General features: G+C 41.1%; 13 protein-coding genes and 2 tRNA genes. 5 read left to right on the top strand and 10 right to left on the bottom strand.

Annotated features, from left to right (window positions below):
- Positions 1 to 33 precede the first annotated feature (33 nt).
- The 3 genes from RDV52_RS07695 to mnmE all read left to right on the top strand — a co-directional run bounded on the left by RDV52_RS07695 (position 34) and on the right by mnmE (position 5,106).
- The gene (locus RDV52_RS07695) at positions 34 to 2,388 is read left to right on the top strand and encodes a bifunctional dihydroorotate dehydrogenase B NAD binding subunit/NADPH-dependent glutamate synthase (protein ID WP_004366218.1); all 2,355 of its coding nucleotides are present in this window, start codon (positions 34 to 36) and stop codon (positions 2,386 to 2,388) included.
- 378 nt (positions 2,389 to 2,766) lie between these two features.
- The gene (locus RDV52_RS07690) at positions 2,767 to 3,639 is read left to right on the top strand and encodes a nucleoside phosphorylase (RefSeq protein WP_040557022.1); all 873 of its coding nucleotides are present in this window, start codon (positions 2,767 to 2,769) and stop codon (positions 3,637 to 3,639) included.
- A 78-nt stretch (positions 3,640 to 3,717) separates the two neighbouring features.
- Positions 3,718 to 5,106, top strand: coding sequence for a tRNA uridine-5-carboxymethylaminomethyl(34) synthesis GTPase MnmE (gene mnmE, locus RDV52_RS07685; protein WP_004366220.1), 1,389 nt, complete (start codon positions 3,718 to 3,720; stop codon positions 5,104 to 5,106).
- Positions 5,107 to 5,175: 69 nt separating this feature from the next.
- On the opposite strand, the gene RDV52_RS07680 is transcribed toward mnmE, so the two are convergent.
- The 4 genes from RDV52_RS07680 to RDV52_RS07665 form a co-directional block, all read right to left on the bottom strand.
- Entirely contained in the window at positions 5,176 to 7,209 is a 2,034-nt protein-coding gene (locus RDV52_RS07680) for a M13 family metallopeptidase (RefSeq protein WP_004366221.1), read from the bottom strand.
- A 119-nt stretch (positions 7,210 to 7,328) separates the two neighbouring features.
- Positions 7,329 to 9,296, bottom strand: coding sequence for an ABC-F family ATP-binding cassette domain-containing protein (locus tag RDV52_RS07675; protein WP_004366222.1), 1,968 nt, complete (start codon positions 9,294 to 9,296; stop codon positions 7,329 to 7,331).
- A 605-nt stretch (positions 9,297 to 9,901) separates the two neighbouring features.
- Positions 9,902 to 9,972, bottom strand: a tRNA-Gly gene (locus tag RDV52_RS07670).
- Positions 9,973 to 10,034: 62 nt separating this feature from the next.
- Positions 10,035 to 10,107 (bottom strand) — tRNA-Thr (locus tag RDV52_RS07665).
- Positions 10,108 to 10,418: 311 nt separating this feature from the next.
- Here RDV52_RS07665 and RDV52_RS07660 point away from each other — a divergent pair.
- Positions 10,419 to 12,725, top strand: a complete 2,307-nt coding sequence (locus RDV52_RS07660) for an outer membrane beta-barrel family protein (RefSeq protein ID WP_115098563.1) — start codon at positions 10,419 to 10,421, stop codon at positions 12,723 to 12,725.
- A gap of 105 nt (positions 12,726 to 12,830) precedes the next feature.
- Here the strand turns inward: RDV52_RS07660 and RDV52_RS07655 are convergent, their stop codons facing one another.
- From RDV52_RS07655 to nth, 3 genes are all read right to left on the bottom strand, one after another.
- The gene (locus RDV52_RS07655; RefSeq protein WP_004366226.1) at positions 12,831 to 14,885 is read right to left on the bottom strand and encodes a BspA family leucine-rich repeat surface protein; all 2,055 of its coding nucleotides are present in this window, start codon (positions 14,883 to 14,885) and stop codon (positions 12,831 to 12,833) included.
- Between the two features lie 558 nt (positions 14,886 to 15,443).
- Positions 15,444 to 16,154, bottom strand: a complete 711-nt coding sequence (locus RDV52_RS07650; protein WP_004366228.1) for a DUF2461 domain-containing protein — start codon at positions 16,152 to 16,154, stop codon at positions 15,444 to 15,446.
- A gap of 6 nt (positions 16,155 to 16,160) precedes the next feature.
- The gene (gene nth / locus RDV52_RS07645; RefSeq protein ID WP_004366229.1) at positions 16,161 to 16,814 is read right to left on the bottom strand and encodes an endonuclease III; all 654 of its coding nucleotides are present in this window, start codon (positions 16,812 to 16,814) and stop codon (positions 16,161 to 16,163) included.
- Between the two features lie 116 nt (positions 16,815 to 16,930).
- Here nth and RDV52_RS07640 point away from each other — a divergent pair, with 116 nt between their 5' ends.
- Positions 16,931 to 17,152, top strand: a complete 222-nt coding sequence (locus RDV52_RS07640) for a hypothetical protein (protein ID WP_004362704.1) — start codon at positions 16,931 to 16,933, stop codon at positions 17,150 to 17,152.
- Positions 17,153 to 17,320: 168 nt separating this feature from the next.
- Here RDV52_RS07640 and hisS read toward each other — a convergent pair whose 3' ends face one another.
- The 3 genes from hisS to RDV52_RS07625 are packed head-to-tail and all read right to left on the bottom strand — an operon-like array spanning position 17,321 to position 20,461.
- Positions 17,321 to 18,694 (bottom strand): histidine--tRNA ligase, encoded by a 1,374-nt coding sequence (gene hisS / locus RDV52_RS07635; RefSeq protein ID WP_004366230.1) that lies wholly within the window; start codon positions 18,692 to 18,694, stop codon positions 17,321 to 17,323.
- Positions 18,695 to 18,699: 5 nt separating this feature from the next.
- Complete coding sequence (locus RDV52_RS07630; RefSeq protein ID WP_004362702.1) at positions 18,700 to 19,977, bottom strand: adenylosuccinate synthase; 1,278 nt, start codon at positions 19,975 to 19,977, stop codon at positions 18,700 to 18,702.
- Positions 19,964 to 20,461 carry a Fur family transcriptional regulator gene (locus RDV52_RS07625; protein ID WP_004362701.1) on the bottom strand — a complete coding sequence of 166 codons (498 nt, stop codon included), beginning with the start codon at positions 20,459 to 20,461 and terminating at the stop codon, positions 19,964 to 19,966. Before RDV52_RS07625 ends, RDV52_RS07630 begins: the two co-directional genes overlap by 14 nt.
- Between the last annotated feature and the right edge of the window lie 105 nt (positions 20,462 to 20,566).

Raw genomic sequence — 20,566 nt, 5'->3', positions numbered from 1 at the left:
ATAAGAATCTATAAACAACTTAACCTTTAAAACATGAACAAGATTATCAGCAAAGAGCAATTTTCCGAAAAGGTTTTTTGCATCGTTGTAGAAGCACCGCTCATAGCACGCAGTTGCAGGGCAGGTAACTTCGTAATTGTACGCGTAGACAAAAACAGCGAACGCGTGCCTTATACCATTGCTAAAGCCGACCCTGAAAAAGGCACTCTCACCATGGTAATACAGGAAGTAGGACTCTCTTCTACCAAATTGTGCCAGCTCGAACCGGGCGACGAAGTGCTCGACATTGTCGGACCATTAGGGCAGGCATCGCACATAGAAAACTATGGCACGGTGGTTTGCGCCGGTGGCGGTATCGGTATCGCAGCCATTCTCCCTATTTTGACAGCCTTAAAGAAAGCCGGCAACCGCGTAATTTCCGTGTTGGCAGGTCGCACAAAAGAATTGGTGATTATGGTTGATGACGTTGCCAAATACTCTGACGAGGTTATTATCATGACCGATGACGGAAGTATGGGTAAGAAAGGCGTTGTAACCGTTGGTGTAGAGGAAGTTCTTCAACGTGAAAAAGTAGACAAGGTACTGGCTATCGGTCCTCCTGTAATGATGAAGTTTACCTCGTTGCTGGCAAAGAAATACGGCATTCCAAACGACGTTTCATTGAATACAATTATGGTGGACGGAACAGGTATGTGTGGTGCATGCCGTCTTACCATTGGTGGAAAAACAAAGTTCGTCTGCATTGATGGTCCTGAATTTAATGGCGACCTTGTCGATTGGGACGAGATGTTCAAGCGTATGGGCACCTTTAAAAGTGTGGAACGCAAAGAAATGGAAAGGAAGCAAGACCAGATTGGGCATCATCATATAGAAGTAGAAACTGCTGAAAGCACAGCAAAGACAGCATTGACTCCCGCAGAAGAAACAAAACAGGAGTTCTCTGAACTTGTCGATCGCAACGCAGAATGGCGTACAGAATTGCGCAAGAGCATGAAACCGAAAGAGCGTACAGCCATCGAAAGAGTGCAGATGCCGGAGCTTGACCCTGTTTACCGTGCGACGACACGTTTGGAAGAGGTGAACAAAGGGCTTACAAAAGAAATGGCTATGCGTGAAGCTCAACGCTGTCTCGACTGCGCAAAACCTACTTGCGTGGAAGGTTGCCCCGTAAACATCAACATTCCAAGTTTCATCAAGAACATCGAACGCGGACAATTCCTTAATGCTGCACGCGTATTGAAAGACACTTCTGCCCTACCGGCAGTTTGCGGTCGTGTCTGTCCGCAAGAGAAACAGTGCGAAAGCCGTTGCATTCACTTAAAGATGAAAGAACCTGCTGTGGCTATTGGCTATCTTGAAAGATTTGCCGCCGACTATGAACGCGAGAGTGGCAACATTACGTTACCCGAGCTTGCTCCCTCTAATGGCATGAAAGTAGCCGTTATTGGCTCAGGTCCTTCGGGACTTAGCTTTGCCGGCGATATGATTAAACGCGGATTTGAGGTTTACGTTTTCGAAGCATTGCACGAAATTGGCGGTGTGCTCAAATACGGTATTCCGGAGTTCCGCCTGCCAAACAAGATTGTCGAGGTGGAAGTCGAAAACTTAAGAAAGCAAGGAGTTCATTTCCAAACCGACACGATTGTCGGCAAAACCATCAGTGTGGAAGAACTGAAACAAAACGGTTTCAAGGGAATCTTTGTAGGTTCGGGTGCAGGCTTGCCTAACTTCATGGGTATTCCAGGCGAAAATAGCATCAACATTCTGTCAAGCAACGAGTATCTTACCCGTGTAAACTTAATGGACGCAGCCAACCCGGACACCGACACGCCAATCATTATTGGAAAGAAAGTTGTTGTTGTGGGTGGTGGAAACACTGCTATGGACTCGTGCCGCACAGCAAAACGCCTTGGTGCCGAAGTAACACTTGTCTACCGTCGTTCGTTGGAAGAAATGCCGGCACGTGTAGAAGAAGTGAAGCATGCACAGGAAGAAGGCATCAACTTCCTTACGCTGCACAACCCGAAAGAATATCTTGCCGATGAAAACGGACGTGTTTGTGGGGCTGTTCTCGACGTTATGGAACTTGGAGAACCGGACGAAAGCGGACGCCGCAGACCACAAACTACCGGCAAGACCATTACCATAGAGTGCGACCAAGTAGTTGTTGCAGTAGGTGTGTCGCCTAACCCGCTTGTGCCAAACTCTATCGAAGGGCTGGAATTAGGACGAAAGAATACAATCGCAGTGAACGACGACATGCAGAGTTCTATCCCCGAAATCTATGCAGGCGGCGACATTGTACGCGGCGGTGCCACAGTTATCCTCGCTATGGGCGACGGCAGAAGAGCAGCACTTAACATGGCAAACACTCTGCTGAAAGAATAGGAAACATAACATACAATATTAGAAGGAGTTAAAGACCGACTGTTTAAGTCATCTTTAACTCCTTTTCGTTTATCGCATAAGTTTACGGACAACCAGAACGAAGTTCGTGGACTTTGCGAAGAATAACACTACACTTAGTCAAGAAAGCTTATAGGCTATTAGGAAAAACTTATAAACTTTTGCAAGAAACTCTATACTCAAACAGTACTAAATATATAAACTTCGAGCAAATTGACATATGGGAAAGACTGTAATCGCCATATCAGTCGAAGTAAAACGGACTAAAAGAGAAAAAAACAAGTATTAAGTCTTCTTTCTTTATAAAAAGATGTAACTTTGTAGGACACAATAAAAAGACATTTACTAAATCTTATGATTATGGAAGAGAATTATTTTGCCCCATCAGAGTTGATTATTAACGAAGATGGAAGTATTTTCCACCTTCACTTAAAACCACAAGAGCTGGCAGACAAAGTTATTCTGGTAGGTGATCCGGGAAGAGTTGCCTTGGTTGCATCGCATTTCGACGGTGTAGAATGCGAAGCCAATAATAGAGAGTTCAGAACCATAACGGGCAACTTCAAGAAAAAACGGATAACCATTGTAAGCACAGGCATTGGGTGCGACAACATCGACATCGTTCTCAACGAGTTAGATGCCTTAGCCAACATTAACTTTGAAACAAGAAAAGAAAACGCCAAACTACGGCCACTAACCTTAGTGCGTATCGGAACCTGCGGTGGACTCCAACCCAACACGCCAATAGGCACATTCATTGCATCGGAAAAGAGCATAGGCTTCGACGGATTGCTCAACTACTATGCAAATCGCGATAAATTAGATGTTGCCTTCGAGAAGGAATTCAAAAAGCAAGTAAACTGGAATCCGCAATTAGGAAATCCATACGTGGCAGACGCCAATAAAGAACTGTTAGAACAAATAGCACAAGACGATATGGTGCGCGGTGTAACCATCGCCTGCGGAGGCTTCTTCGGACCACAAGGACGACGATTGCGCATACCACTGGCAGATCCGCAACTAAACGAAAAAATAGTAAAGTTCGAATATAACAGGTACAAAATAACAAACTTCGAGATGGAAAGCAGCGCATTGGCAGGTTTGGCACAACACATGGGGCACAAAGCCGTAACTTGCTGCATGGTAATTGCCAACCGCATGCAGAAAGAAGCCAACTCTGGCTATAAGAACACTATTGACGGACTGATAAAGAAAGTGCTTGAAAGAATCTAACCTTCAGAAGCCTTTCGCCGCAAGAGGTTACACACCGCCTAAGACATTCACACAACAATACTTTTATTTTTCTCCATAATGCAAGCATACAACAATCCTCTCAACCCTTCCGAAACCATCTGTGCAATAGCAACACAACCGGGAGGTGCGATAGGAACAATCAGAGTTTCGGGCAGCGATGCCATCAGAATAGTCGACTCCATTTTCTCGCGGACAATACTGAACGCCCCAGCCAATACCTTGCATTATGGAGAAATACTCGACGAGAAACAGCAAACCGTAGACGAAGTGGTTGTGTCCATCTGGCGAGCTCCCCATTCGTACACGGGCGAAGATGCAGTAGAAATATCGTGCCACGGTTCAGCATATATAATGGAACAAGTGCTCCACAGACTTATAGAGAACAATTGCCGACAAGCAAAACCTGGCGAATACACCCAGCGCGCCTATCTGAACGGAAAGATGGATCTTTCGCAGACCGAAGCTGTTGCCGACCTTATAGCATCTACCAACAAAGCTTCGCATAAACTTGCGCTATCGCAACTGAAAGGGCACTTCTCATCAGAACTTTCAAAATTGCGCAGTCAGCTACTCAAAATAAACTCGCTGCTCGAACTCGAACTCGACTTCTCCGACCACGAAGAATTAGAGTTTGCCGACCGTACCGAACTAATTGCCCTTGTCAAGGAAACAGACAGCAAAGTAACCGCACTTGCCCGCTCTTTCAAAATGGGGCAAGCACTCAAAACAGGTGTTCCAGTAGCCATCATTGGCAAAACAAATGTAGGAAAGTCTACCCTGCTCAATTGCCTGCTTCACGACGAACGTGCCATTGTAAGCAATATTCACGGAACCACCCGTGATGTCATAGAAGATACTATCGCCATCAGTGGTGTAGACTTCCACTTTATTGATACCGCAGGACTACGCAAGACCACCGACCAAGTCGAGCAATTAGGCATAGAACGTACATACGTCACGCTCCGGAAAGCACAAATAGTGTTATGGGTTGTAGACAAAAATCCTACCGATAGTGAAAAAGAAGAGATATTCGCTCAATGTGCCGACAAGCATTTAATTCTTGTACATAACAAAGTAGACGACCTAACCAATTCTATACTGAAAGAAAGGCACAATGCAGATTTCAACTATTACGAACTCAGCATATCAGGCAAATATAACTTGGGCATCGGCCAGCTCGAAGCATTAATATACAAAGTAGCCGACCTGCCAGAGATTACAGAGAACACAACCATCGTTACCAATGCCCGACACTACGATGCACTCACCCGTGCACACGCATCTCTGCAACAAGTACAAGATGCAATGGCTATGAACCTCAGCGGCGACCTAATTTCTGAAGACCTGAAAGACACCATCTCCATACTCGCCGAGATTACAGGCAATCAAATTACACCACAAGAGACATTGCACAATATCTTTAAGCACTTCTGCATCGGAAAGTGAACACTTAAAAACCCCGAAAGCATCAATCTACTTTCGGGGTCTACATCATAAAAGACTATTATCCATAACTTACCATAAGTCGAGACGTTGCTCTTTTGGCAAGTAAAGTTTGTCGCCTGGCTTTACGTTGAATGCATCGTACCAGGCATCAATGTGTGGTAAAGCACCATTCACGCGCCATTCTCCCAGCGAGTGAGGGTCGCTCTTGGTACGGTTACGTATTTCTGCTTCTGTTATATTTGCAGCCCACACACCAGCGTATGCAAGGAAGAAACGTTGTTCGGGAGTAAAGCCATAAATGTTTTGTGCTTTCTTACCTTTCATAGCATTCTTCAGTGCATTATAAGCAACCATTAAGCCACCATGGTCGGCAAGATTTTCGCCCATTGTAAGATTTCCGTTTGCCTTGAGGTCGGGCAGCACACTGATATTGCTGAAGAACTGACCGAATGGTGTTGTGCGTGCCTTGAACTTGTCGCCATCGCCTTTTGCCCACCAGTCGCGCATGTTTCCATCTTTATCGTAGTTCCGCCCATTATCGTCGAAGCCGTGTGTCATTTCGTGTCCAATCACAACACCGATGGCTCCGTAGTTGAAGGCATCGTCTGCCTTAGGGTCGAAGAATGGGTATTGAAGAATGCCAGCAGGGAAGCATATCTCGTTGGTGGTAGGATTGTAATACGCATTTACCGTCTGTGGAGTCATATACCACTTGTCCTTATCCACTGGCTTGCCTGCAGTCTCATCAAGATTCACCTTGTGCCAGAACTTGCGACAGCTCATAACATTATCGTAATACGACTTTGTCGGATCGATTGTAAGAAGGGTTAAGTCTTGCCACTTATTAGGGTATCCCACCTTAACATAGAAAGTAGACAACTTATCGAGCGCAGCCTGCTTTGTTTCCTCACTCATCCAGCTTTGGTCCTTAATACGTTGAATTAAACTTGTCTGGAGATTCTTAATAAGTTGCTCCATACGTTGTTTGCTGCTTGCAGGGAAATAGCGTTCGCAATATATCTTGCCAAGTGCTTCGCCCATCTGACTTTCTACTTGCTGCGTAGCACGTTTCCAACGTGGATAGTCTTGCTTTGTTCCACGCATTGTCTTGCTAAAGAAGTTAAAGTATTCAGCACGGACATTATCGCTGAGATAGTTTGCAGCACCAAGAATAACCTCCCATTCCATTCGAGCACGAAGCTCGTCGGCAGTTTCTGTTTCAGTTAGTTTGTCTACGCCTGTCAGGAACTTTGGCTGTCCAACAACCATCTCTTGTATATAATCAGACTTTACACCATCTGCATTCAGCATTTGTTCTAACCGAATATTAGGATATTTCGCTTTAAACTCTGCCAAGGTCATCTTATTGTAGTTGGCTTTCGAATCGCGAAGTTCAGTTCTGCTCTTGGAAATTAACGCAATGGCAGTTTCGTAACGCATAATATATTGGCTCTTTGTTTCGGCTTGGGCTTGTGAGAAACCAAAGAGTTTAAACATATTTACCACGAATTGCTTAAAGGCATTACGTATATCGGTTGTAGCCTTATCGTTATCAAGATAGTAATCTTTTTGACCTAACGTAAGTCCGCTCTGGTTAATTGTTAGAATGTTCATCTTCGCATTCTTTTCGTCAGCTCCAAAGCCATACCTTATTGGCATTCCGTAGCTCTGACTTGCATATTTCAACTGAATAGCGTGGAGAGCATTTAAAGTTTTCGCAGCCTCCATCTCGCTGAGCAATGGCATTACAGGCGCAACGCCTTCTTTGTTTCTACGCACAGAATCCATAGCAAGTTTATAGAAATCGCTCAGCTTTTGCTCCACACTTCCTGCTTTTGCTTTCGTCTTTAGCAGACTTGTAAGAATGGTATTAATACGCTTGTTATTGTTTTCGCCCAACTGGTCGAACGAACCATAACGCGAGTATGCAGCAGGCAAAGGATTGTTTTTCTGCCAACCGCCTGTTGCGAACTGGTAAAAATCGTCGGCAGGACGTACCGATTTGTCGAGATTGCTCTCCTTAATTCCTGCTTGGTTTTGTGCAAATCCAGTCATAGGAACCGTAGCAATCATCATCATTGGTAAGATTGTCTTAATGTTCATTTTAAATGTTCTTAGTTTAAACCGCTCGTCACATCATCTTTTGCTTGCATAATGCACGTTCAAAGTGAATGTAGGCGAACAAGGTTCGTCAATTATTATTTAATTATAAATTCTCTTTCTTATTCATTCTGCAATGCTTCCAATGCTTCGGAAAGTGCAAGCCATTGTTCGTTCTCCTTGTCTAAATGGCGTTGTAAGTCGGTGTATTCGGTAACGAGTTTCATATTTGATGCATTCTCTGCCGACATCAACAATTCGTCAAGTTCAGCTTTGCGCTTTTCCATCTTGGCAATCTTCTTTTCCGAATCTTCTACAGCACGCTGTGTCTTTCTAATTCTCTTTTGTTGTTCCTTGTGTTCTGCATACGATACTGCACCCAATGCAGATTGGGCAACTGCTTCTTGCTTCGCATTGGCAGTGTTTTCTAATATGGAAGCAACAGTATTCGTACTTGTCTTACTCAAACTTTCTTGTATTGTTTCGGCATTATGGGCACGCAGATAATCGTAAATTCCACCTAAATGCTCACGCACCTTGCCTCCACCAAATTCATATACCTTGCTTACCAAGCCATCGAGGAACTCTCTGTCATGCGAGACGATAATCGCTGTCCCGTCGAAAGCCTTAATCGCTTCTTTCAGAACCTCCTTTGAAGTTATGTCCAAGTGGTTTGTAGGTTCGTCGAGTATTAAGAGATTCACTGGTTCGAGCAATAATCTTATCATTGCCAAGCGTGAACGCTCGCCACCCGAGAGCACTTTAACTTTCTTTTCAGATATTTCTCCACCAAACATAAAGGCACCTAAAAGGTCGTTGATACGTAATCGCATCTCACCTTTTGCTACTTGGTCGATGGTTTCAAATATAGTCAGGTTCTCGTCTAAGAGTTGGGCTTGGTTTTGTGCGAAATATCCAATCTGTACGTTGTGCCCTATCTTTAGATTACCATCGAAGGGGATTTCGTTCATGATACACTTTACAAGGGTAGACTTTCCTTCTCCATTCTTACCTACGAAAGCAACTTTTTCGCCTCGCTTAATGGTCATGTCGACCTTCTCGAACACGAGGCGTGACGGATATTCCTTGCGCACATTGTCGCAGATAATAGGATAATCGCCACTTCGCAAGCAAGGTGGAAATTTTAAGCGCATGGCCGAATTGTCCACCTCGTCTACCTCTATCGGCACTATCTTTTCCAACTGCTTTATACGTTGTTGCACCTGAACTGCTTTTGTTGCCTGATAACGAAATCTATCTATAAAGGCCTTTATATCAGCAATCTCCTTTTGTTGATTTTCGTATGCACGCAGTTGTTGCTCTCTACGTTCCTTACGTAAAACAAGATATTCATCGTACCTCACTTTATAGTCTTCTACCCTACCGCAAGTTATCTCTAATGTGCGATTCGTTACATTGTTTATAAAGGCACGGTCGTGAGACACCAACACCACAGCTTTTGCACTTTGAACAAGAAACTGCTCTAACCATTGTATTGATTCTATATCCAAATGGTTGGTTGGCTCATCAAGCAACAATACATCAGGGTGGCGTAAAAGTATTTTCGCCAGTTCTATTCGCATACGCCAACCACCCGAAAATTCAGATGTGGGACGGTCGAAGTCGGTACGTTCAAAACCTAAACCGACAAGCGTACGTTCTATTTCTGCTTCGTAATTCTCACCACCAAGCAGCATAAAGCGTTCGTGTTCCTGCGTAAACCTCTCTACCAGTTCGGTATAACTTTCGCTTTCGTAGTCGGTACGTTCAGCCATTTCTTGTTGCATACACTCCAGTTCTTCTTTCATTTTGGTAGCATCTGCAAATGCCTTACGTGTCTCGTCCTTTACCGTAGTATCGTCCGACAGTTTCATTACCTGCGGCAAATAGCCGATAGTCGTATCGTTCGGAACAGCCACAACACCTGCTGTGGGACGTTGTAAACCACAAAGTATTTTAAGCATTGTAGACTTTCCTGCACCATTCTTACCCACCAACGCTATACGGTCGCGGTCGTTTACAACAAAAGAGACATCATGAAAGAGTGGTTTTACACCAAACTCAACTTTTAATCCTTCGATTGACAGCATCTATCTTTTTCTGTTTTCTCTTTAATTAACTATTGCAAAGATACGCAATATTTTCGTAAAGTACCACAGCAAACTTTATTTTTATCAGCAGCAATTCATTGGAATACATTGGTATCCAATAAAAGGACGTTAGTTTTTTCCGGATTATCGACAATGACAAGAATGCCGTTGTTGAATTAATGTATCAAGACAAGGATTCTTTGACTAACCACAAAAAAATAGGCCATAATACATAAACCCTACAAAAGAATATTCTAAGGGGCACGGAGTAAAAATGAGAATTCAAGAAGCCTATTTTAGCTATATTGAGAAAAGGAGCAATACAAGTCAGTTCAAGTGGAGTTAATTTATTTAGCAGGCTCTATAAATTACCTTTATTGGATTCTTGATTTTTAGGTGAGTTGTTCTTACTCTCCCTTCAAAAGAGCATATCGGGCTATGCGACTGAAAAGGAAAGCGAAATATGCACATAAAAGCAAAAGACACAAAGAGTGAATGGTGTTATAACAATTATGTTCCGCTACGTGGAATTTATAGAACATTTTTAATTTTTAATCCGTACATTTTTAGTGGCATTAGTGAAATGGAAAAGAATTAAAGGAATGAGCGGAATACGGGAATCGAACCCGCCTCCCAGGCTTGGGAAGCCCGTGCACTACCGATGTGCTAATTCCGCTTGTATGTATTTTAATAACTTTGTTATTATGAACTTTGCTTTTGTAGCATCTCTTTTCAAAGAGCCGATACCCGGACTCGAACCGGGGACCTACGCATTACGAATGCGTTGCTCTACCAACTGAGCCATATCGGCCAAAAGCGAATGCAAAGATACATACAAAAAAGGAGAAATCAAAATATTTGCAGATATTTTTGCTTGTAAGCTGAGCAACATGCTCTGTTTGTTTTTTAGTCTAAATCTTATTTTTCGCCTAAACTATAGAGTTTCCACAATTCTATATATGTTTTTGTTGTCAGAAGCTTTCTTCCTCGCATTATTGCTATACAATTCTTGTTTTTGAGACTTTTTTAATTTCTGATAATGATTTTTTTTACAAGAAAGACAGAATGGCTTATTTTTTTTTACCTTTGCATCAGAAAACAAAACAATCAAAAATAACAGTAATGGGAAAAAGAAATTTATTTATTACAGCCTTTCTATATATATTAACTCTTTCGATGCAGGCACAAGAAAATTATTATGGCAAGGTTGTTGATAATAAACAGCAGCCTATATCTTTTGCAAATGTAGCTTTACTTAATGCCAACGATTCTTCGTTTGTTACAGGAGTAACGACAGATGAAGAAGGAAAGTTCAACCTTTCAAAGGTATCAAAAGGATTATTAAAGATTTCGCGAATTGGATATAACGACCAAATAATAAATGCAAAGCCTAACACTCCATTATCTGTAACACTCTCATCGGCAGTAACAAACTTAGAAGGAGTTGAAGTTGCATTGCGCAGGCCGATAACACGTGTAGAAGGCGATGCTTTGGTTACTTCCATAAAAGGAACCATTCTTGAAAACTTAGGTAATGCCAACGATGTCTTAGGGCGTTTACCTGGAATTGTAACAACTTCTAAAGGTATAGCAGTATTCGGAAAAGGAAAGCCCTTAGTGTATATTAATGGGAGAAAGGTGAATAATGACAATTTGTTGGAACAACTTAAATCGAACAAAATTAAAAAGGTGGAAGTTGTTATGAATCCTGGTGCTCGTTACAATGCAACTGTCAATGCTGTGATACGTATTACGGCTGAAAGAGCACCCGGTGAAGGTCTTGCTTTTGATAGCACCACGAAGTTAAACTATTGCGACTATCTGAATGGTTCAGAGATAATCAATGCAAACTATCGTCTTGATAAACTCGATATCTTCGCCGATTTGGAATATTCGAGGAAAAAATCGAAAGGAAGTAGTTACAATTTGCAGAACACATGGCTCGCATCGCAATATACACAAAATGTTGATATGAACCAAAAGGGTACTTCTAAAGTGTATGATGGCAGATTAGGATTTAATTATTCCATTTCGCCTGTTCATGCTTTTGGATTGTTCTATAAAGTTTCTCATAATCCGACGGATTTTTGTTCGTTATATAATACACAATCGTGGATAAACAATATTTTGGACGATGATAACAATGTAGTAGACTACAATAATGCCAAAATAACTACACATAATATAGATGCATATTATACCAATCAGATAGGTAAATGGACTTTAAACACTACCTTTGATGTATTATGGAAGTATGCGAAAGGTAATGAGAATATTAACGAAACTCATCTTAATATAAGTAATCGGACGATAACTTCTACGGATAAGATTTCTTCTCGTATGTTAGCTGGAGAGTTCCATTTATCTCACCCCTTTTTGAAAGGGCAAATAAACTTAGGGACTGAAATATCTGATAGCCATCGTGATGAAAATTTTGTGAATATAGGGAATGTTCTTCCATCTAATAACCCATTGATAAAGGAAATGAACACAGCCGTATATATAGAAATGATGCAACGACTGGGTAAGATAGACTTCCAAATTGGTGTTCGTTATGAACATATAAACAATAATTACTATGAAAACAAACAAAAAATAGAGGAACAATCTCGTGTCTACAATAAACTCTTTCCAACAATAATGATGATGGTGCCAATAAACAGAGGAATGGTACAGTTGAGTTATACTAAGAAATATAATCGTCCTTTGTATTCGCAACTTGGTGGGAGAGTATCGTATATAAATAAATATCTTTATCAAAGTGGCAATCCAAATCTTCGTCCATCATACGTAGATAACATCTCGTGCAATATACAATATAGCTGGGCAATGCTTATGCTTAATTATGCACACACAACAGATAAGATAGTTACGTCTGCAATGAATTATGGTAACGGTAATGCTACTTTATTTAAAAATATGAATTCTGAATACAAAATGACAGAATTACAAATAGGATTGCAAGTATCGCCACAATTCAAGCGTTATTATCCAGCTCTAATGGTAGGAATGTTTGTTCCATTCTATAAAGAAATGTATAAAGGAGAAACAAAGTCTTTCAATCGATTTATGGGCATTGTTAAATTCAATAATATTATTTCTTTAACACCAACTTGTATGCTGAATGCTGATCTTAGTTGGCGCAGTAAAGGCAATGCAGAGAATATGGATATGGCGCAGACTTGGCAAATTAATGCAGGCTTAATGAAACAATTGGGGAAAAATTGGAAAATGAAGCTAATGATTAACGACATATTTAATAGTGCTCGTAAAAATTGTTTCACACTTTATAGTGGAGTTCGAGAGATTGAGATGGAAAAGTTCTCTAATACTCGTTCCATTGAATGTACATTAACTTATAGTTTCAACACCATTAAATCTAAATATAAAGGAAAGGGTGCTGGCAATAAAGAGAAAGATAGATTATAACAAGTCGTTTTGTCCCTTTTTATGAATCATTGCCGTCTATTTAAAATTCTGTACAATGATAAAGCCACCTTGCAAAAGAGCGAGGTGGCTTTATTTGTTATTTTTTTACTTCATTATTTTTTGTATTTTACCATTGTTCATTCTAACAATATTTACTCCGTTTTGCAATTCTGAGTGCTTCTTGCCATCGAGCGAATAGATGTCTACAATCTTAGCATCGGTAGTATCTACAGACTTTTCAATTCCACTTGGTGTCTTCTTGGTGAAATATCCTGTTTCAGGATTAGCCATTTGTACATCAACTTTATTTTCATCGTAAGCTACAGCACCTTTCAGCTTTGAACAATAAGCGAACATGCTTGTAGATTCTGCACACTTCCATGTGTAGTTGCAATAAATGGTCTTCATTTCTTCGCAAGCAAAGAACATTGAACCCATATCGGTTACTTTCTCTAACTTAAAGCTTGAAAGATTGAGCGAAGTAATTGCATCACACGAAAAGAACATTGTGTTTGTGTTGGTTACATTCTCCGTATTGAAATGAGAAAGATCGAGAGAAGTTATTTTTCTGCAGCCAGAGAACATTCCGCGCATATTCGTTACCTTTTCTGTATTGAACTTAGATACATCTATCTTTTCCATTTCAAGGCAATACTTAAACATAGCCCCCATATCGGTTACATTCTCTGTATTGAACCCGGAAAGATCGAGTGTTGGAAGTGAAGAACAATAGAAGAACATAAACGACATGTTTTTTACGTTCTTTGTATCAAAGCTCGATAGCTTCAACGATTTCATTGCCTTGCAATATGCGAACATTCCGTACATATCGGTTACTTTTTCGGTATCGAAATTGGAAAGATCGAGAGAAGGTAGTGCTTCGCACGAGAAGAACATTCCATACATATCGGTTACTTTGGCAGTATTGAAGTTAGATATATTGAGTGAAGTTAATGCAGAGCAACCGGAAAACATACCTTTCATAGTTGTTACTTCTGGAGTGTTGAAACTTGAGAGGTCGAGCGAAGTAAGTGCTTTATTATTTGCAAACATACCAAACATGCTAACAACTTTTTCCGTGTTAAAGTTCGGAACTTTTAGTTCTGCAAGTACTGTACAAGCAGAGAACATAGATGTCATATCTGTTACGTTTGCCGTATTAAAATTAGAAAGGTCTAAAGCGGCAAGCTCTGAACAGTTTGCAAACATGCCATTCATATCGGTAACATTCGCTGTATTGAAGCTTGATAAATTAAGTTTGGTAAGTGCTACACAACTTGCAAACATACCGTTCATTGTTGTTACATTTTCCGTATTGAATTTAGAAACATCTAAAGAAGTAAGTCCGCTACAACCAGAGAACATTCCTTTCATGTTAGTAACCTTCGCCGTGTTGAAGCCTGAAAGATTAAGCGACGTAATGCCTTTGCAATAAAAGAACATTACCCCCATATCTGTTACGTTTTCTGTATTGAACTTAGAAAGATCGAGAGAAGTCAATCCAGTGCAGCAAAAGAACATAGCTCGCATGTCTTTAACTTTCTCAGTATTAAATTTAGAAAGATTGAGCGAAGTTAAGCTAGCGCAGAAATTAAACATAGAGTTCATATCCGTAACATTCTTAGTATCGAATGTGGAGAGGTTGAGCGAAGTTAGCGAAGCACATTCTGAGAACATAGAATTCATATCGGTAACTTTCGCTGTGTTAAAGTGCGAAAGATCAACAGAAGGTAAAGCATCGCAATGATAAAACATGTGCGACATGTTAGTTACATCTGTTGTGTTTAAGTTCTCAATTCCCTTAAACTCTTTTAATACTGTGTACTGAGCAAACCAATAATCGGTGCTTACAGGACGAAAATCTTTAAACGACTCATCGAAAACGACTGTAGTTGTAGTTTTTTCTCCATCTTGAGAATTACCAGCCCAAGCAGGAATCTCGGTTCCACTGTCGGTTTTTTGCTTTTCGTTGATGCTATAAACAATACCTTTCCTACTACTTTTCTGATTGTCGTAATAGAAAGTCATCACTTTCTTGTCCAAGTTTTTCTCAACATAAGCTTCTTTACTCTGCGCATGCAGTTGTTGCGGTAAAGCAAAAAGTGCAGTAAACAGTAAACTAAAAACTGCACAAGTAGTTTTTAATAGATTGTTTTTCATTATTTTTTCAATGTCTCTCCTTAACTCTCCATTAGAGAGAACGTCTTACAGAGACTGGGACGTTAGGGTTATTAATATTTACTATGTTTCTTAAATATACAATGCCAGAACAAAAGGTTATATCTTTAACTCTTATAACAGAGATTGGGATAAAATCTTTCTGCATTAAAGCTAAATCCTTCAATAAATCTACGAGGAACAGGTATGTAAACATCTTTAAAACATCTAAAATGTTTTCTGAATATATAAAAAGGTAACTTAAAAAGCAAATCAATCATACCTATACTAACATTCGATTTTAGTAAATACTGCATAGCATGACGGAGCATCTTTGCTGTTCTTTTCATTATTCCTATATATGTTCAGGGCGATAGTTTATTATACGTGTGCAAATATAAGATTTTTCTCTTAGAATTACAAATAATATTCCGAAAACGTTTAAATTGCATTTAACGAAAACAGACGAATCCATATAAATTTAGAACTCGTCTGTTATATTAACAATATTTATTGACCTCATTTTGTGTGATTATTATATGAGATACAGACACGTCTAATTTACTCGTAATCATCTATTACGTTGTTCATCATATCCATCATTGGCTTTCCTGTTTTAGCTATTTCGATTAGCTTCTCCTTCCATTCGTTGCCTTCAAAGAAATTGTCGGGGACTTTCACCCAGCAGCAATAGTCTTTCATACGAAGATATTGAGCAAACTCATAGTCGCGTGGAAAACCTTTCGGAATTGTTTTCAAAGCTGCCAAACCAAAACCTTTCTTAGATACAGCATCGTCCTCCCATTGTCCGTCGTTGGGATAACCGAAAGTCTTTATAAACTTTCCGTCTTCGACAATCTTGCGCCATTGGTCGATATTCGCCATTATTTCGTTGCGGCACGAGGTTAGTATGTTGGTTGGCAACCAATACGAGCCCACCGCAACCAAGCAGTTGTTCGGTTCTAAATGAATGTAATAGCCACCTCGCAAAGCCTTTCGTCCCTTTGCGCAGATAAAGGCACCCAAGTGTCGTTTGTACGGACTCTTATCGGGCGAGAAGCGTGTATCACGATAGAAACGATAGGTACAATCCTTTACTTTCAGGTGGGCTATCTCGCTGTCAATTGTCGTCAAGGTTGTTATAACATCTTTAACGCCTGCCTCAAACTCCTTTTTTACGGCTTCATATTCAGACTTATGTTCTTGAAACCACTCTCTATTATTGTTGGCAGCTATGTTCTTTAAAAATGCCAATATTATTTTTGTATTCATTTTCGTCTACTTATTTAGTTTGCTATTATCCATATTCTTCGGGCAGAAAAACTCAAATGGGCATTTTTCGCACATCGGACGCAGGCTCTTGCAGATATATCGACCGTGCAGGAGTATCCAATGGTGGGCTGAAGACACCTCGTTTAGAGGGATATTGCGCATCAGATAGTCTTCCACCTTACGTGGTGTGTTGGCATCGGCAGGCACCAATCCCAACCGATGACTGACACGATAGACGTGCGTGTCTACTGCCAAAGTTGGCTTTCCGAACCATACTGCCTGCAACACATTTGCGGTTTTCCTCCCTACTCCGGGCAGTTTCACCAATTCATTAGGGTCTGAAGGTATTTCGCCACCGTATGCATCTACAACCATACGTGCCATTTCAATCAAATGTTTTGCCTTTGAATTTGGGTAAGAAACGCTGCGCACAAGCTCGAAAACGTCTTCTACTTCGGCAGCAGCCATAGCTTTCGCATCGGGAAACTTGGCAAACAATGCGGGAGTAATGGCATTTATGCGTTTGTCGGTGCATTGTGCCGAAAGCAAAGTTGCGCATAATAACTGGAAAGCCGAACCGAACATCAATTCGGTAGATACTTCGCCAACGTTCTTCCTGAAATAATCCAATATGTAGTTATAGCGTTCTTTTCTCGTCATCTTGTCGTTTATAGTTTCTTTCTAATGTGAGACAAAGGTACAAAAAGTTATTGAAAATTTGGTGTTTTGGTAAACTTAACGTACTTTTGCACTATAAATAATAAAAACGTAGCATTATGACAACACCTATAATAGGATTGATTGCCTTACTCGTAATTGCAATAATCGGTTGGGCAATAGCAGAAGCAAAAAGCAAAGCAATAGAGTTTACACACTCTAAAGAGGAAGAAGAAGGATATGAAGAGATGCGCGAAGCATACGAACACGATGGTGGCAAGGAACTGTCTTTGAAAGACTTGCTGAAGAAAAACTATACAAGAGGCTACGAGTCTATTTAATCTTTCTTCCACTTTCCTTCAAATGCGTTTGTTGCTATTATAGCTAACAAAACACAAAGAGCCGACTCTCTTATTGAGAATCGGCTCTTTGTATTTCTGTAAGTTATAAGTTCTGTAGCACGAAACAGCAGGCGACTTTTCGTACTACAGAATCTTATGCCCCTTGACTCAAGGGTTGCTTGATGTTACTTTCTCTATTAAATCGTCGGGCGAAACGAGTATTTGCTCGCCTGTATTCATATTCTTCAAAGTAACTTTGCCTTGTTCTATTTCGTTATCGCCTGCAAGAACAACAAACGGAATGTGCTTTGCATTTGCATAAGCCATTTGTTTCTTCATCTTTGCAGCATCGGGAAAAATCTCCGTTCTTATATTTGCCTGTCGTGCTTTCGCCACAAACGGCAACACGTAGCTTGTTTCCTTATCGCCAAAGTTGATGAACAGCAGTTGGGTATCGCTGATACTTTCTTTCGGATAAAGGTCTAACGTGTTGAGAACATCGTAGATACGGTCTGCACCAAAGCTGAAACCAACGCCCGAGAGGTTAGGCATTCCGAATATTCCCGTAAGATTATCGTAGCGTCCGCCACCTGTAATGGAACCGATTTCAACGTCCAAAGCCTTCACTTCAAATATTGCGCCTGTATAATAGTTCAGTCCGCGCGCTAAAGTCAAGTCGAGTTGTATTTCATTTTTCAGCTCTATTTGCTTCAAAACATCAAGAATGTATCTTATCTCCTCTACTCCCTTTAGTCCTGTTTCGCTATTTGCAAGCACTTCGGCTATCGTGTTCAGCTTGTCGTCGTTGCTGCCACTTAACTGTATTATAGGTTGCAGCTTCTCTATGGAAGCCTTTGACAATCCTTCTTTTTCAAGTTCGGCATTCACTGCCTCAAGCCCTATCTTGTCGAGTTTGTCGATGGCTGTTGTGATTTGGACAATCTTTTCCTGCTCGCCAATGACTTCTGCAATACCCGAAAGTATCTTGCGGTTGTTTATTTTTATCTGTACTCGGATTCCGAACTTGGTGAAAACGGTGTCGATAATCTGCATCAACTCCACTTCATTGAGCAAGGAATCTGAACCAACAATGTCGGCATCGCATTGATAAAATTCACGATAACGCCCCTTTTGTGGTCGGTCGGCACGCCAAACGGGTTGTATCTGATAGCGTTTGAAAGGCATTTGCAACTCTTCGCGGTGCATTACAACATATCGTGCAAAGGGAACAGTAAGGTCGTAGCGCAATCCTTTCTCTGAAAGCTTGGTCTGCAACTTCAACGGATTGCGTGCTAAAAGTTCCTCATCGGTAGTGCTTTTAAGGAAATCGCCTGAATTTAAAATCTTGAAAAGCAACTTGTCGCCCTCTTCTCCGTACTTTCCCATCAGGGTTTGGAGCGTTTCCATTGCGGGCGTTTCTATCTGTTGAAAACCATAAAGCGCATACACGCTCTTTATGGTATCGAATATATAATTTCGTTTTGCCATCTCATCGGGACCGAAATCGCGCGTTCCCTTTGGGATAGAAGGTTTATTTGCCATCGTCGTTATTTTCTTATTATAGTTTGTTCTCGGTCTGGACCTATTGAGATAACACCAATTCTTGTTTCCAAGAAGTCTTCAAGGAACTTCACATAGTCGCTAAATTCTTTTGGGAACTGTGCTTCGTCTGTGAGTCGTGTCATATCTGTATTCCAACCTTTCAGTTCTTTGTAAATTGGCTTCACGTTGCTGATATCGTATGGTAACTTGTCGGTGGTTTCGCCATTTGGCAGTTCGTAGCCAACGCAAGCCTTGATAGTGTTGAATGTATCGAGCACATCGCTCTTCATCATAATGAGCTCTGTTACACCATTCACCATTATCGAATAGCGCAGTTGCACCAAGTCTATCCAACCGCAACGACGCTTTCTGCCAGTAACGGCACCATATTCGTGTCCTAAGTCGCACAGCTTGTCGCCTGTTTCGTCGAAGAGTTCGGTTGGGAAAGGTCCTGAACCAACGCGAGTGCAGTACGCTTTCATAATGCCAAACACGTTACCTATTTTGTTTGGCCCTATACCCAAGCCCGTGCAAGCACCTGCGGAAATGGTGTTAGACGAAGTAACGAAAGGATAAGAACCAAAGTCTATATCGAGCATTGTGCCTTGTGCACCCTCGCAAAGAATGCGCTTGCCTGCACGAAGTGTATGGTTTATCTCGTGTTCCGAATCGACAAAGCGGAAGTTCTTCATATATTCCACACCTTCCAACCATTGCTTTTCGGTTTCCTCAAAGCCTTCAAAGTCTGTCCAACCCATTGAGCTCAACAATTTAAGGTGGCGTTCCTTGTGCTTCAAATATTTATTCTCAAAGTCGTTTAGTATATCGCCCACACGCAGACCGTTTCTGCTCGTCTTGTCCGTATAGGTAGGACCGATGCCTTTACCAGTGGTTCCCACAAGTTCCTTACCTTTTGCAGCTTCGCTTGCCTTGTCCAATATTCTGTGGGTAGGCATGATAAGGTGGGCTTTCTTGGAAATGTAAAGTCGTTCAAAGAGTGGGTGTCCCGATGCAGCCAAGTCTTCTGCTTCTTTCATAAACAAGTCTGGCGCAAGCACAACTCCATTGCCAATGATGTTTATCTTTCCACCTTGGAAGATGCCAGAGGGAATAGAGCGCAACACATACTTCTCGCCTTCAAACTCCAAAGTGTGCCCTGCATTAGGCCCTCCTTGAAAGCGTGCCACAACATCGTAGCGCGGTGTAAGCACATCGACTATCTTTCCCTTTCCTTCGTCGCCCCACTGTAATCCCAATAGGACATCAACTTTACCTGTTTCCATTAGTTTTTATCTTGTTTTTTACTTTTTTACGTTCGCGTGAGAGCTTTGCCTGACAACGTGAGCAGACGCCATATATATATAAGGAGAAGCCGTCCTTGCGAAAACGTGTAAACTTTGTTTCGGCAATAGCCTCCGTTATCGGTGTCGATTCTATCTCCTTTACAGCACCACAAACGGTACATATTCGATGAATGTGGTCGTCGTTATTGTAGCAAGCCTCATATTTGGTCTGCCCTATAAAGCGATGACGCACAACCAAACGCAACTCTATAAAGAGCCGCATGGTGTTGTAGAGTGTTGCGCGCGAAACCCTAAAGTTATCTTTAGACATCTTCTTTCCTAACTCTTCGAGTGAAAAGTGTCTTTGCATATCGTAGACCGCATCAAGAATGGCAAATCTTTCCGTAGTCTTTCTGTAGTTGTTTGTCTCAAGATAGCTGTCGAGTATGCCTCTGACTTTATCTTTGACTATGTCTTTAGTCACAATATACTGATTAAATTTCTACAAAGTTAGGGCTTTTTCGGTATAAACTATAAATGTGAAAAACAAAAAAAAGTTAAAGGTAATGATTTAATGATATACATGCTC

It is taken from the genome of Prevotella nigrescens (genome assembly GCF_031191185.1).
GTDB classification, from domain to species: Bacteria; Bacteroidota; Bacteroidia; order Bacteroidales; family Bacteroidaceae; genus Prevotella; species Prevotella nigrescens.
This window is presented reverse-complemented; position numbering and strand designations above follow the sequence as displayed.

Excerpts from the sequence above, each read along its gene's own strand:
- RDV52_RS07695 (WP_004366218.1), top strand. The coding sequence starts at position 34 with ATGAACAAGATTATCAGCAAAGAGCAATTTTCCGAAAAGGTTTTTTGC.
- mnmE (WP_004366220.1), top strand. The coding sequence starts at position 3,718 with ATGCAAGCATACAACAATCCTCTCAACCCTTCCGAAACCATCTGTGCA.
- RDV52_RS07690 (WP_040557022.1), top strand. The coding sequence starts at position 2,767 with ATGGAAGAGAATTATTTTGCCCCATCAGAGTTGATTATTAACGAAGAT.
- RDV52_RS07655 (WP_004366226.1), bottom strand. The coding sequence starts at position 14,885 with ATGAAAAACAATCTATTAAAAACTACTTGTGCAGTTTTTAGTTTACTG.
- RDV52_RS07650 (WP_004366228.1), bottom strand. The coding sequence starts at position 16,154 with ATGAATACAAAAATAATATTGGCATTTTTAAAGAACATAGCTGCCAAC.
- RDV52_RS07680 (WP_004366221.1), bottom strand. The coding sequence starts at position 7,209 with ATGAACATTAAGACAATCTTACCAATGATGATGATTGCTACGGTTCCT.
- RDV52_RS07630 (WP_004362702.1), bottom strand. The coding sequence starts at position 19,977 with ATGGAAACAGGTAAAGTTGATGTCCTATTGGGATTACAGTGGGGCGAC.
- nth (WP_004366229.1), bottom strand. The coding sequence starts at position 16,814 with ATGACGAGAAAAGAACGCTATAACTACATATTGGATTATTTCAGGAAG.
- hisS (WP_004366230.1), bottom strand. The coding sequence starts at position 18,694 with ATGGCAAATAAACCTTCTATCCCAAAGGGAACGCGCGATTTCGGTCCC.
- RDV52_RS07660 (WP_115098563.1), top strand. The coding sequence starts at position 10,419 with ATGGGAAAAAGAAATTTATTTATTACAGCCTTTCTATATATATTAACT.
- RDV52_RS07675 (WP_004366222.1), bottom strand. The coding sequence starts at position 9,296 with ATGCTGTCAATCGAAGGATTAAAAGTTGAGTTTGGTGTAAAACCACTC.
- RDV52_RS07640 (WP_004362704.1), top strand. The coding sequence starts at position 16,931 with ATGACAACACCTATAATAGGATTGATTGCCTTACTCGTAATTGCAATA.